We start from the raw sequence: 13,410 nt of genomic DNA, 5'->3' as shown, positions 1-13,410 counted from the left end.
GCAGAACCCGGCCGGCCGGGTGGTCAGCCGAGGGCGGGTACGGCCGGAGGGCGGTCCGGCAGGAAGCCGTGGGCGCGGCGGGACAGGTACTCGGCCTTGTAGCGGTCGACGGTCCGGTGCCAGTGCAGGATGCCCGCCATCCAGTTCTGCAGGTCGGTCACGTAGTTCGCCATGATCTCCCGAGCCTCGTTCGAGAGCCCGAAGTCCTCATACATGATGGGCAGTTCATGCGCGGCGACGTGCTCGAACTGCCGCATGCGCTGGGTCATCAGGTCGTGGACGACGTTCAGCGCGGTCGGGTAGTCGATGCCGAAGAAATGCTGCACGACGAGGATCGCGTTGTGGATCTCGCCCTCGTACTCGATCTCCTTCTGGTACGAGAACACGTCGTTGGTGAGGCAGGCGTAGTCGACAGCGGCGTTCTCCAGCGAGCGGACGGGTCCGCTGCGGTACACCTCCGGCGGGATCGCGGGACCGTGACCCCTCCGGCACAGGCTGAGGGTGAGGTCGGAGCCGAAGGTGGCGCGGCGCATCTCCAGGTAGTCGACCGGGTCGGGGACGCGGTTCTGGAGCTGGTTGGACAGCTCCCACACCCAGCTCTCGGTCATGACGTCCACGGACTGCTTCAGGGTGCGCCGCGCGTCGGGCGTCATGTCGGCCGTCGTACGGGCCCACAGCTCGACCAGGCCGCGCTCCATGCCGTTGACGGGCACGGTGGCCGGCTCGCCGTCGAGGGGCATGCACTCCGACAGCCGCCGGGTGGTGAGGCGGGCGGCGGCCAGGTCGCGGCGGTGGCCGAAGACCAGCGGGTAGTAGTCGTCGGCGTAGGTGCCCCAGGCGAGCCACTGTGCGCTGAGGTCGAGGGCCTCGGGTGTGGCGTCGGGGTCGATGCCGGCCGAGCACAGAGCGAGGTCGTAGGCGGCGAGCTTGTCCTCGTCCCAGACGCCCTCCTGGAGCATGCCCATGCGGTGCATCCACTCGGTCAGGCGCACGCGGGCGCCCGGCAGATGCGGGCTGAGTTCCAGTGCGTAGGGCATGTGGAAGTCGGGCAGGCGGGAGGGGCCGACCTTCTGGAACGGCATGTGGGTGTAGGCGCGCAGGCGTTCGGCTCCGGCCGCCGCGAGCAGTGCGCCGATGTCGGCGGCGGAGGTGCCGGGACCGGTCAGGTTCCGCCAGGGGGCGGTGGATTCGGCACGTTCGTTCATGTACCGGCTGGAGCGCAGATGCCACTCGTGGCCGCCGGACTGCCAGTCCTGCAGCCCCTGGGCGTACGCCGCGACCGCCGCGACCTCCTGCGGGGTGAGGCCCTTGTCCAGCGCCAGGGCGGGGACTTCGGTGAGGGCGGTGTGCTCGAACTGGTGGAGCCGGGAGGTGAGGACGTCGTTGACGGCGTCGGCGGCCTGCTGGGTGGTGCAGTCGAAGAAGGTCTCCAGGACCAGGACGCCGTTGCTGAGTTCGCCCTCGTCCTCGACCTCGCGCTGGTAGGAGAACAGGTCGTTGCGCAGGTGCACGGCGTCCGAGAAGGTCTCCATCAGGACCCTGAGCGGCCTCGACTCGGCGACGGACGCGGGCACTTCGGCCGTCGCGTACTCGACCAGGCCCGACGACCAGGGGGCACCGCCCACCTTGCGGCGCATCTCGATGTACTCGACGGGGTTGGCGATGCGTCCCTCGTTGATGTTGGACAGTTCCCAGAGCGACTCGTTCAGCAGGTGTTCGGTGGCGAGCGCGAACCGGCGGCGCCAGTCGGCCGACATCGAGGGCACCGTGCGGGTCCACAGGTCGGCGAGCCCCGCCTCGACGGGGTTCTGCGGCTCGGGCATCGGGGTCGACAGGTCCATCGGCATGAACATCGGGAGTCGGTCCAGGTACGTCTTGCCGCCGACGCGGTCCTGGGTGCGCTTGAAGATCTCCAGGAAGTGGTCGTCGAAGAAGAACACCCACACGTACCAGTCGGTGATGAGGGAGAGGGCCTCGGCGTCGCATTCGGGGTGGGTGTAGGCGCAGAGCAGGCCGTAGTCGTGCGCGTCCAGGTCGGCCTGCTCCCAGATCCCGGACCCCTCCAGCATGCCCATCTCGCGCGCCCACTCGGTCGAATGGGCCCGCGCCTCGTCGACGTGCGGGTTCAGCCGCGCGGGATACGGCATGTAGAAGTGCGGGAGTTCGAAGGGCTGCTGCGTCATGGCCCGGCCCTACCCCCGGGTCCCGAGGGGCATCCACGGCGTGGCACATGATCACACCATCGCGTGAATCAAGGGTGAATCCGGGAGCTCTCGCCGGGCCTTGTGGCGTTCATCTCTACGCGCGCAGACTTCTCGCACCTCAAGTGTCCCCCTCCCCACCGGAGTCGCGATGACCCACACCGGACCTCTCCCCACCGGACTCTCCCGCCGCACGGCACTCGCCTCCCTCGCCGGGGCGGCGCTGGCCTCGACGACGGCGGCGTTCCCGGCCGCGGCGGCCGAGCGGCGCGGCCACCGGTCCGTGCGGTTCGCCACCTTCAACGCCTCCCTGAACCGCGCCGCCCGGGGCGCGCTGATCACCGACCTGTCCACACCGGACAACGCCCAGGCGCGCAACGCCGCGGAGACCATCCAGCGGGTCGACCCGGACGTCCTGCTGATCAACGAGTTCGACTACGACGAGCAGGGCACGGCGGTCCGTCTGTTCCTGCGCGACTACCTGTCCGTGGGCCACAACGGGGCGCAGCCGGTCCGCTTCCCGTACCACTACACCGGCCCCGTCAACACGGGCGTCGCCACCGGCGTGGACCTCGACGGGAAGAACGGCGCCGTCACGACGCCCGGTTCGGACGCGTACGGGCAGGACGCGTACGGCTACGGCTGGTTCCCGGGGCAGTACGGCATGGTCGTGCTCTCCAAGTTCCCGATCGACACGCGCGCGGTGCGGACCTTCCAGCGTTTCCTGTGGAAGGACATGCCCGGCCACATCATGCCCCCGGGCTACTACGGCGACGAGGCCCGCGAGATCCTGCGGCTGTCGTCGAAGAGCCACTGGGACGTGCCGGTGTGCATCGGGCACTCCACCGTGCACTTCCTGGTCTCGCACCCCACGCCGCCCACCTTCGACGGCACCGAGGACCGCAACGGACGGCGCAACCACGACGAGATCCGCCTGTGGGCCGACTACATCGGCGGGCGCCGGCGCAGCTCCTACCTCTACGACGACAAGGGCGTGCGCGGCGGGCTGCGGCCCGGGGCGCGGTTCGTGATCGCGGGCGACAACAACGCCGACCCGTACGACGGCGACAGCTACGACCACGCCATCCGGCAGCTGCTCGACCACCCGGCGGTGCACCTCCCGGCCACTCCCCCGGCGAGCGCGGGCGGCGTGGAGGCCGCGAAGCTCCAGGGCGGCGCCAACTCCTCGCACACCGGCAATCCGGCGTACGACACCTCCGACTTCGGCGACACCGCTCCCGGCAATCTGCGCGTCGACTACGTCCTGCCGTCCAGGGGCCTGATACCGGGCAGCAACGGCGTCTTCTGGCCGACGTCCGACGACCCGCTGTACCGGCTCGTGGGGGACGGCAAGACGGTGCCGACGTCCGACCACCGGCTGGTGTGGCAGGACGTGCGCCTGGGCTGAGAGCCTTCAAAGGCTCTGCGCGGCAGGGGCGAACACGGGCGGGCCGGCTTACCGGTTGCGCACCGCCCGCCCCACCTCAGACCTCAGTGCGACGAACTCCGCCAGGCCCCGGGTCTTGATCTGGTCCCGGGTGCCGGGGAGTCGGACGGGCAGGTCCAGGACGACCTTGGCGCCGGGCCCCGAGGAGAGGACGACCACGCGGTCGCCCAGGTAGACGCTCTCGTCGATGTCATGAGTGACGAAGACGATCGTGGCGCCGTCCGTGCGGTGGACCTCCAGCAGGAGGTCCTCCAGGTCCTCGCGGGTCTGGGCGTCGAGGGAGCCGAACGGTTCGTCCATGAGGAGCAGGGAGGGGCGGCAGACCAGGGCGCGGGCGATCGCCACCCGTTGCTGCATGCCGCCCGAGAGCTGCCAGGGGTGGCGCCGGGCCGTGTCGGTGAGGCCGACCCGGGCCAGGATGCGGTCGGCCTCGGCCCGGCGTTCCGCTCTCGGCAGGTCCCTGCGGCGCAGCGGGAGCGCCACGTTCTCGCGGACCGTGAGCCAGGGGTAGAGGGAGCGGGCGTAGTCCTGGAAGACCACGGCCAGGTTGTCGGGGACGCCCCGCACGGGTGTGCCGTCCAGCGTGATCGTTCCGTCGTACTCGGGAAGCAGGCCCGCGACGGTGCGCAGCAGTGTGGACTTGCCGCAGCCGGACGGGCCGACGACGCACAGGAGTTGGCCGTCCGGCACGGTGAGGGTGATGTCGTGCAGTACCTGGTGGTCGCCGTAGTGCTGGCCGACCGCTTCTAGGCGGAGCATGCGTGTCCCTGAGGGGAGGCGGTAGGGGGCGTGAGGGTCATACGGTCGTCGTCCTGCCCTTCCCGACGAGCCGCTTCTCGACCGCCAGCAGGCCGGTGTTGAGGAGGTGGCCGAGGGCGCCGAGCAGGGCGAGTGCCGCCCAGACGGTGAGCAGGTCGGAGCGGGACTGGGCGTCGGTGAGGGTGAAGCCGATGCCGTTCGCGGTGCCCGGCAGCAGCTCCGAGAACACCATGAGGATGAGGGAGAGCGAGAGGCTCAGGCGCAGTCCGGCGAAGATGCGGGGCAGCGCGGAGGGCAGGATGAGGAATCGGAGCCGTTCGGCCGGGGTGAGGCGCAGCACTGCGGCGACCTCCAGGCGCAGCGGGTCGGTGTTGCGGGCCCCTTCCGCCGTGTTGATCAGCACCGGCCAGACGGCGCTGAAGACGATCGACGCGATCTGCATCGGCGTACCGAAGTCGAAGATCACGACGAAGACGGGGACCAGGGCGGGCGGCGGGACGGCGCGGGCGAACTGCAGGACGGGGTTGCACAGGGCGTACGCGCGCCGCGAGCGGCCGACCGCGACACCGAGGGCGATCCCGGCGACGGCGGCGAGCGCGAACCCGGCGGCCATCCGGCCGAGGCTCGGCAGCACGTCGGCGACGGCGGCGTCGCTGAGGAAGCCGTGCCGGACCGGGCCCGAGAACCACAGGTCCCGGACGTGCCGCGCGATCTCGGCGGGCGGCGGGAAGTAGACGCTGCCGCGGGCTCGGGCCACCAACTGCCAGACGGCGACAGCGAGGAGGAGGACGGTCCAGCGGAGCAGGGCGTGGCGTACGGGGGCGGAGGCTGGGGCGAGGGCACGGCGCAGGGTGGCGCGGGGCTGGTTCATCAGGGCCCCTCGCAAGATTTGGCGTGGGAGTTCGGGAGGCCGTGGAAGTTCCGGAGGTCGCGTGCGCCACCGGCACCTCGAACACCCGCATCAAACAATCCACCCAGCACCGAACCCCACGCCCACGCCCCGGCACCCGCACCCCCACACGCACCCGCACCCGCACCCGCACCCGCACCCGCACCCGCACCCGCACCCGCACAAGTCAACTCACCCCACCCCCCGCCGCTCCGGCGTCCACGGAAACAGCCGCCGCTCTCCCCACACCAGCACCCCGTTGATGACCAGCCCGAGAACCCCCGCCCACACCACCCCCGCCAGCACATCCCGCGTCCCGTCCGTGGCCAGCCCTGCCTGGGCGATGAAGATGCCGAGCCCTTCGCCGAAGCCGGCGAGGATCTCCGTGGCGACGGCCAGGATGAGGGCGACCGCGGCCGAGATGCGGATGCCGGCGGCGATGAAGGGGGCCGTGCCCGGCAGTTCGACGCGGAGGAGGACGGAGAGGCGGCCGAAGCCGAAGACGCGGAGGGTGTCCTTGGCCAGGGGGTCGGTCTCGCCGAGGCCGTAGATGGTGTTGAAGAGGATCGGCCAGACCGACGCATACGTCACCAGCGCGACCTTGGTCTCGGTGCCGGAGCCGAGCAGGAGGGAGACCAGCGGGATCAGCGCGACGGACGGCAGCGGCCGCAGGAACTCCACGATCGCGCGCACGGCGGCGTCGACGACCGGCACACTCCCGAGCACCAGACCGACCGGGACGGCGATGGCGACGGCCAGGGCGAGACCGAGCGCCCAGGCACGCAACGTGGCGGCGATACCGTCCAGGAACACCGAGTCACCCGCCAACTCCACCGCGCGGGCGAGGACTTCGGAGGCGGGCGGCAGATAGCTGCGCCGCACGAGACCGGCACGGGAGACGGCCTCGCAGACCCCGAAGGCCACCACCACTCCCAGGGCGCCGAGCAGCAGCCGCTCCTGACGGCCTCTCACGTCACCTCACTCGACCATCAGCGTCGCCGGGTCGATGGGCTTCTTCAGCATCCCCTGCTTCTCCATCAGGTCGGTGAGCCGCTTGAGCTGCGCGACGTCCATGGTCGGCGGGAAGACGGGCAGATCGATCGACTCGGCCTGCTTCTCGGTCACCTTGGTGTACGTCGGCAGGGTGTCGCGTACGACGGACGGGTCCTCGGCGGCGATCCGTACGGCCTTCTTCAGGGCCCGCTGGAAGGCGGCCAGCGTCTTGCCGTTCCCGTCGGCGTACTTGCTCGTGCTGATGTAGCCGCTGAGCGGAATGCCCTCCACGGGTGCGGACGAGCCGTCGATGAGGACCCTGGCCTTCAGCTCGTCCTGAAGGGAGCTGTCGTAGGGCTCGACGGCGTGCACCGCGTCCACCTGCCCCTTGTCCAGGGCGGCGCCCATCTGCGGGAAGGGGATCGCCCGGTAGACGGGGCGGCCGACGCCCTGTTTCGCGAGGATCTCGTTGAAGGTGAGCGACTGGACGTTGTTGAGGACGTTGACCGCGAGCTTCTTGCCTTCGAGGTCGGCGACGGTCTTGATGTCCGAGTCCGCGGGTACCAGGACCTCCATCATCCGCGGCGCCGCCCGGATCGCCTCGGCGACGATGCGGATGTCGAGCGTGCCCTGCTCCTGGGCCTGCAGATAGGTGACGTAGTTCGCGCTCGCGACCATGTCGAGCTGGCCCTTGGCGAGGGCCGGCAGCGCCTGGAGGCTCTGCTGGATCTGCTGGATGCGGACGTCGAGCCCCTCCTTCTCGAACAGGCCACGGTCGCGCGCGATGTAGAGGGCGACGCAGTCGATCAGCGGCAGTGCGGCCACCCGGACGGTCCTGCGCCCCTCGGCCCCGGACGAGGAGTCCCCGTCGTCGCCGCAGGCCGTGAGCGCCACCAGCATGAGCGTGGCCACTCCGACGGCAACCGTCCTCGTTCCCGTGCGCAATTGACGTAACGGCATGTCGACATGCCTAGCAAGAATTTGTCATGATCACCACATACGCGCACGACATACACGTCTCCGCTGTACACGCTCAGCACAGTGACCCGGACCCGTCAATCTGTCGGTCTCCACCGATATACGCCACCTTGGTCGCATGACCTCCTTCACGCTCCCCCACGAGCTGCACGGCGACGGCGCCCACAAGGTGTTCGCCGTGCACGGCTGGTTCGCCGACCGGTCCGCCTACGCGGGCGTCCTCCCCGACCTCGACCGCACGGAGTTCACCTACGCCCTCGTCGATCTGCGCGGCTACGGCGGCGCCAAGCAGGCGGTCGGCGCCTGTACGACGGCCGAGGCGGCCCTCGACCTGGTGGAACTGGCCGACCGGCTCGGCTGGGAGCGGTTCTCGGTGGTCGGCCACTCGATGGGCGGCGCGGTCGGCCAGCGTCTGCTCGCCGCCGCCCCGCACCGGCTGCGCAGGCTGGTCGGGGTGTCGCCGGTGCCCGCGTCGGGGCTGGAGCTGCCGCCGGAGCAGTTGGAGCTGTTCGCGGACGCGGCGCACAAACCGGAGAACCGGCGCACGATCATCGACTTCACCACGGGTGGCCGCCGCCCGGACGCCTGGCTCGACCGTATGGTGGCCCGTTCGCTCGCGGTCAGCGACCAGAAGGCGTTCCGCGCCTGGCTGGACTCCTGGGCCGGGGAGGACTTCCACACCCGCGTCGAAGGCTCCCCGGTACCCGCCCTCGCCGTGACCGGCGCCCTCGACCCCGCCCTGTCCGCCGACCTCCTGCGCCGCACGTGGATGACCTGGTACCCCCGCGCCGAGCTGCATGAACTCCCCTCCGCGGGCCACTACGCGATGGACGAGACCCCGCTCGAACTGATCCGGGTGATCGAGGACTTCCTGCGCGCGGACCCCTCCGACGAGGGCGAGCAGGCGTGACGGTCCACCACGCCCCTCCCGTCCCCGATGTCTTCGACCCCCGCCGGTACGCCACCGGCGTCCCGTACGACGCCTACCGCGTCCTGCGCGACCACCACCCCGTGGTCCGGCAGGACGAGCCGGAGGTACTGGGCTGGCCGGCCGGGCCCGGGTTCTGGGCGGTGACCCGGCACGCGGACGTGGTGCGGGTGCTCAAGGACTCGGCGACGTACTCCTCCTACATCGGCGCGACCCAGATCCGCGACCCGGATCCGGACGATCTGCCGTTCATCCGGCGCATGATGCTCAACCAGGACCCGCCGGGGCACGGCAGGTTGAGGCGGCTGGTCAGCCGGGCGTTCACCCCGGGGCGTATCGACCGCTTCACCAGGGTCGCGCAGGACCGGGCGCGGACGCTCCTCGCGCGCGCCCTGGCGGAGGCCCGCTCCTCGGACGGCACCGCCGACCTGGTCGGCGCCGTCACCGACGACTACGCGCTGCTCAACCTCGCCGACCTGCTCGGCGTGCCGGAGGCCGACCGCAGGCTGCTGCTGCACTGGACGCAGCGGGTGATCGGCTACCAGGACCCCGACGAGGCGGGTCCCGCCGTACTGGACGAGAAGGGCCGGCCGGTCAATCCGAGGTCGCCCGCCATGCTGCGGGACATGTTCGGGTACGCCCAGCAGCTGGCCGCGCACAAGCGGCGGTACCCCGACGACGACGTGATGACCACGCTCGCCCATGACCCCGAACTCTCCGGCCCCGAGCTGGAGATGTTCTTCTTCCTGCTCACCGTCGCCGGCAACGACACCGTCCGCAGCGCGGCACCCGGCGGACTGCTCGCCCTCGCCGAGCACCCTGAGGAGTACGAGCGCCTGCGCGACGGAAGCGCCGAACTCCCCTCAGCTGTAGATGAGTTGCTGCGCTGGCACCCGCCCGTCCTCACCTTCCGCCGCACCGCCGCCGAGGACACCGAACTGGCCGGACGTCGCATCCGCGCGGGCGACAAGGTGGTCGTCTTCCACGCCTCCGCCAACCGCGACGAACGGGCCTTCACCGACCCGGACCGCCTGGATCTGTCCCGCACCCCGAACCCGCACGTGTCCTTCGGCGACGGCCCGCACGTCTGCCTGGGCGCGCACTTCGCCCGGCTCCAGCTGCGCGTGCTCTACCGGGAAGTCGTACGGGTGCTGCCCGAACTGCGGACGGCGGGCCCGCCCGAGCGTCTGGTGTCGAACTTCATCAACGGACTCAAGTCGCTTCCCCTGCACATCACTTGAACCGGGTGGTCAGGTCCGCACCTGGATCAGCGCATGCGTGCCACCGGTCCGCCACTTCTGCCCCTCCGCCGCCACCAGCGCCGCCTCGGTGCGGGCGTCCAGGCCGGTGATCACGTCGGACTTCAGGGTGCGCAGGGCGGCGACCGGGCCGGGGAAGTGGGCGGTGACGTCGGTGAAGGGCGTGGTCGGGGGCCAGAGCCGGTCGCCGACCAGGCGGCGGTAGTTGAGGTCGCCCTTGACGACGGTGAGGGCGGCCGGGGCCAGCTCCTCGCGCAGATCGCCGGGCAGCTCCGCGAACGGCAGCGGGGCGGCGGCGAAGGGATGGGCGCGGACGGTGAGGCGGCCGTCCGTCATGGCCGACCAGAGGGTGTGTCCGTACGTCGCGGCCGCACCCGGTGCCGCCGTCAGCCGGCGCAGGGCGTCGAGTACGTCGGTGTGGGTGGCATCGGAGACGTAGTAGGGGTACGGCTTGACGTGGAGGACGGCCCGTCCGACCCGGCCCTGATCGAGGAGGTGGGCGATCAGGAGCAGGTCGGGGACGAGTTCGCGGCCCGCGTTGTCGGCGATCAGGCACAGCGTGGCGGGGCCCGCGCCGTCCGTCCCCGTGGGCGGCAGCAGGGACCAGAGGGTGGCGCTGTCGTCGGACACCAGGGGCGGGGTGTCCGAGGAGCCCTCGCCGTGCGCGGCGGACAGCCGGAAGCCGAGGTCGGCGCGGTTGCCCCACAGGGAGCCGTGCAGCAGCGCCCGGTCCTGTTCGTCGGCGGGCAGGTCCGCGAGTACGTCGAGGGCGGCCAGTTCCTCGTCCGTCTCCGGGGCGTCGAGTTCGGCCAGCTTGGAGGGGCGGAAGGGATCGATGCCCTGCCAGGGGCCGGGAGTGAAGTGGCCCACGGCTTCGAGGAGTTGGCGGTAGAAGTAGCTCTCCGACCACAGCCACGGCACATCGAACCAGGACCGGCCGACGAACGCGTCGGCGCCCCAGGCCGTCCAGCGGTCCCGGTCGTGCGCGTCGGCGGGGAGCGGTTCGATCACTCCCTCGGTGCAGCTCGCGAGGAGCGCGTCCAGCGCGCGGTGCTGCTCGGGGCCGTACGGGAAGGACTCCCGTACCTGCCGGATGATCGCGGGATGCCGCTCGGCGAGCACGCTGTGCGGGAACGAGCCGGGTTCGTTCCCGAGCAGCACGGGCGTGAGCGGGGTGTCGGACCTGTCGGGCATGCGGCTCACCGTATCGCGGGCGTCACAGGACTCTGATCTCCCGCTCCAACTGAGTCGCGAGCGTGAGATAGGGCGCCCTGCGCGGTACCGGGACCAGGCCCCGGATCATCAGGTGCCACATCTCGGCCACCCTGCGGGGCTGGCGTGCGACGGGTTCGAGGGAGCGGCCGACCACCCGGGTGCCCACGAAGAAACAGACCAGGGAGTGGGCCGCGGCCTCCACGTCGACGTCCGGATGGATGTCGGACTCCTTGGCGGCGGCGTGGAGTTTGCGGGTGGCGATGTCCAGCAGCTCGGTGAAGGGATGCCGCAGCGGCGGCCGTATCACCACTCCCCCGGTGGCCAGGCGCAGGCCCGCGCGCGGGATCGGGCCCTCGACGGTCAGTCGTGTGATGCCGAACGTCGTACGGATCAGCGCCTCCAGCGAGGACTGGCCCCGGGCGTCCATCTCGTTCGCGACCTGGCGGGAGGCCCTGGACTGGAGCTCCATGATGGCCTGTGCGAGATCCTCCTTCGCCGCGAAGTGGAAGTACAGGGCGCCCTTGGTGACCTGGGCGTGCTCCACGATGTCGCTGAGGCTGGTCGATTCATAACCGTGACGGTCGAACAGCTCGGCGGCGGCTGTGAGGATCGTGGTGCGGGTCTGTTCGGCGCGTAACTGCCTCACCATCGGCTGGACTCTCTCCTGGCACTGAAAAGAACGGGACATGCCGTTTGTTTCTTACTCCCTGTACAAGATAACTCACCCTTTCTCCGTTGCGACCGCGCACTCGAAGACCGTCGAGTCCCCCTGCTGTCCCACGACTTGGACGTCCGTGTCGTGTGCGCCCTGTTTGTCCAGGATCTCTATCCAGGTGGGCCGGTCGAGTTCGGCGTACTGGTGGAAGACGGTATGGAACGAGACGGGCGCCTTGCGGCCGTTGCGGGTCCGGACTGCCTGGCGTACGGCCTCCAGCAGCAGCATTCCGGGCACATGGTCGAGGGGATGGTCGAAGAAAACAGCATGGGCGGTATCGACTCGCAGCTGCCAGCGGTCGGGGTTGCCGGACGGGGCGAGGACCACGTCCGCGGGCAGTACGCGGTCCACCTCGGCGGGCGGCAGTCCGGGCGGAAGGGGCAGCGCGGACACGCCCGACGCGGTACGGCCGCCGCGCAGCCGGCGGTAGACGGCCTCGCTGGTCCAGGTGGCGGCCACATGCCCGGTCGCGACGCGTTCACCGCCGAGCCGTATCTCCGTGTCGAAGCGGAATCCGGCCGGGCGGCCGCCGCGCAGGTCGACGTCGGAGACGACCATGTGGAGAACGGGTTCGGCGGGTACGGCGCCGACCGCGAGATGCTCGGGGCGTGTGGTGATCCGCAGTTCCTTGAGCACGAAGTGATGGCCCAGCGGGACCTCGTAGGCGGTGTGGGCGACGAGTGTGCCGGCCTGGCGAACGGTTTCCGCGGCGAGCAACGGCTCGTACGCCGTTCGGTCCGACGACACGTGTAACTGATGGGCGCGCGGCCACTGGGCGAAGACGGTGAACCGGTCGGCGTCGGTGCCGGCGCCACCGGTGATCAGCGTTTCGGCCACCGCGGCACGGTGGACGAGCTGGCGGGGTACGGTGGCGGTCAGGCCTTCCGGCACCGCCGACATCTCGGCGAGCGGGTTCGTGGTGAGCTGCCGCGAATGAGGCATGTCCCCTCCAATGGGTCCCCCCGTTTGTGCGATGACAGACGGCGAGGTGCCCGTGCCGCGAGCGTTAGAGTACGAGGCGACCGGTTTGTTTTCAATGCGGCCTCGGGTCGCCCGCCGTGCCCGAATCCGCTCCGGCGCACGCCGGGCGCGCACGTCAACTCGGTGCGCTCCGGAGGATACTGAGACATACGGAGGGGCGGTTATGGCGAGGCAGGAGCGCGCCGTCAGAACACGGAGGCTGATCCTGGAGGCCGCCGGCGCGGTCTTCGACGAGCACGGCTACTCCGCGACCACCATCTCGATGGTCCTGGAGCGGGCAGAGGTGACCAAGGGCGCCCTGTACTTCCACTTCCCGTCCAAGGAATCCCTCGCCCAGGCCGTGCTTGACGAGCAGGTGTCGCTCGGCGCGGTGCCGCCGCAGCCCTGCAAGCTGCAGGAACTGATCGACATGACCTTCGTGTTCGGGCGGCGGCTGCTCCGCAACTCCCTGCTCAAGGGCAGCGTGCGACTGGCGGTCGACCAGAGCGCGCCGCCCGGTGTCGACCACTCCGGGCCGTTCCGGCAGTGGGTGGAACATCTGGTGGTGGTGCTGGAACAGGCCCGCACCCAGGGCGAGTTGCTGCCCACCGTGCAGCCCAGGAAGACGGTGGAGCTGCTGGTCGGGGCGTTCGCCGGCATCCAGTTGATGTCCCGGGCGCTGACCGACCGGGAGGATCTCGCGGAGCGCATCTCGGTGCTGTGGGAGCACCTTCTGCCCAGCATCGCGGTGCCCGGCCTGCTGCCCGGCCTCGACTGGGAACCCGACCGCGGAGTCCGTGTGCTGGCCGAACTCGACGAGGCGGACGACGAACACGTCGCCATGGACCTGTCCGCGCACTGAGGGTCCGTACGCCGAGGATCATCACCTTGAGTAGCCGAAGACCGACCGGAGCGACGGTTTCCGTCGGCCGGCCGGTCGGTGGATCGGTGGATCGGTGGGAGTGACGGGGGGGGGGGGGGGGCCCCCCCCCCCACCCCCGCCCCCCCCCCCGCGCGGCCTCGGAGGCGCGCGCGGCCCCACTCCCAGACAGTCGCACAGTCACAG

Annotated in this window: 12 protein-coding genes; 4 read left to right on the top strand and 8 right to left on the bottom strand. The window is 70.6% G+C overall.

Features of this window, described 5'->3' with window-relative positions:
* Positions 1-23 precede the first annotated feature (23 nt).
* A complete protein-coding gene (gene cyc2 / locus ACFWYS_RS22825) occupies positions 24-2,183 on the bottom strand; it encodes a germacradienol/geosmin synthase Cyc2 (RefSeq protein ID WP_384771861.1) in 2,160 nt (719 codons plus the stop codon).
* 169 nt (positions 2,184-2,352) lie between these two features.
* Here cyc2 and ACFWYS_RS22820 point away from each other — a divergent pair, with 169 nt between their 5' ends.
* Complete coding sequence (locus ACFWYS_RS22820) at positions 2,353-3,609, top strand: endonuclease/exonuclease/phosphatase family protein (protein ID WP_384771859.1); 1,257 nt, start codon at positions 2,353-2,355, stop codon at positions 3,607-3,609.
* A gap of 48 nt (positions 3,610-3,657) precedes the next feature.
* On the opposite strand, the gene ACFWYS_RS22815 is transcribed toward ACFWYS_RS22820, so the two are convergent.
* From ACFWYS_RS22815 to ACFWYS_RS22800, 4 genes are all read right to left on the bottom strand, one after another.
* A complete protein-coding gene (locus ACFWYS_RS22815; protein WP_384771855.1) occupies positions 3,658-4,407 on the bottom strand; it encodes an ABC transporter ATP-binding protein in 750 nt (249 codons plus the stop codon).
* Positions 4,408-4,444: 37 nt separating this feature from the next.
* A complete protein-coding gene (locus ACFWYS_RS22810) occupies positions 4,445-5,278 on the bottom strand; it encodes an ABC transporter permease (RefSeq protein WP_384771852.1) in 834 nt (277 codons plus the stop codon).
* A gap of 210 nt (positions 5,279-5,488) precedes the next feature.
* Positions 5,489-6,268 carry an ABC transporter permease gene (locus ACFWYS_RS22805; protein WP_384771849.1) on the bottom strand — a complete coding sequence of 260 codons (780 nt, stop codon included), beginning with the start codon at positions 6,266-6,268 and terminating at the stop codon, positions 5,489-5,491.
* A 6-nt stretch (positions 6,269-6,274) separates the two neighbouring features.
* Complete coding sequence (locus ACFWYS_RS22800) at positions 6,275-7,201, bottom strand: ABC transporter substrate-binding protein (RefSeq protein WP_384771846.1); 927 nt, start codon at positions 7,199-7,201, stop codon at positions 6,275-6,277.
* Between the two features lie 184 nt (positions 7,202-7,385).
* Here ACFWYS_RS22800 and ACFWYS_RS22795 point away from each other — a divergent pair, with 184 nt between their 5' ends.
* Both ACFWYS_RS22795 and ACFWYS_RS22790 read left to right on the top strand, forming a co-directional pair.
* Positions 7,386-8,177: an alpha/beta fold hydrolase gene (locus ACFWYS_RS22795; protein ID WP_384771844.1), complete on the top strand. Its 792-nt coding sequence runs from the start codon at positions 7,386-7,388 to the stop codon at positions 8,175-8,177.
* Entirely contained in the window at positions 8,174-9,436 is a 1,263-nt protein-coding gene (locus ACFWYS_RS22790; protein WP_384771840.1) for a cytochrome P450, read from the top strand. Before ACFWYS_RS22795 ends, ACFWYS_RS22790 begins: the two co-directional genes overlap by 4 nt.
* Positions 9,437-9,445: 9 nt before the next feature.
* On the opposite strand, the gene ACFWYS_RS22785 is transcribed toward ACFWYS_RS22790, so the two are convergent.
* From ACFWYS_RS22785 to ACFWYS_RS22775, 3 genes are all read right to left on the bottom strand, one after another.
* The gene (locus tag ACFWYS_RS22785; RefSeq protein WP_384771837.1) at positions 9,446-10,648 is read right to left on the bottom strand and encodes a damage-control phosphatase ARMT1 family protein; all 1,203 of its coding nucleotides are present in this window, start codon (positions 10,646-10,648) and stop codon (positions 9,446-9,448) included.
* 22 nt (positions 10,649-10,670) lie between these two features.
* Complete coding sequence (locus ACFWYS_RS22780) at positions 10,671-11,318, bottom strand: ScbR family autoregulator-binding transcription factor (RefSeq protein WP_384771834.1); 648 nt, start codon at positions 11,316-11,318, stop codon at positions 10,671-10,673.
* A 72-nt stretch (positions 11,319-11,390) separates the two neighbouring features.
* A complete protein-coding gene (locus ACFWYS_RS22775; RefSeq protein ID WP_384771831.1) occupies positions 11,391-12,326 on the bottom strand; it encodes a ScbA/BarX family gamma-butyrolactone biosynthesis protein in 936 nt (311 codons plus the stop codon).
* Between the two features lie 202 nt (positions 12,327-12,528).
* Here ACFWYS_RS22775 and ACFWYS_RS22770 point away from each other — a divergent pair, with 202 nt between their 5' ends.
* Positions 12,529-13,206, top strand: coding sequence for a ScbR family autoregulator-binding transcription factor (locus ACFWYS_RS22770; protein ID WP_384771828.1), 678 nt, complete (start codon positions 12,529-12,531; stop codon positions 13,204-13,206).
* Positions 13,207-13,410 lie beyond the last annotated feature (204 nt).

The sequence above is a fragment of the Streptomyces sp. NPDC059010 genome (assembly GCF_042740355.1).
Classification (GTDB): Bacteria; Actinomycetota; Actinomycetes; order Streptomycetales; family Streptomycetaceae; genus Streptomyces.
This window is presented reverse-complemented; position numbering and strand designations above follow the sequence as displayed.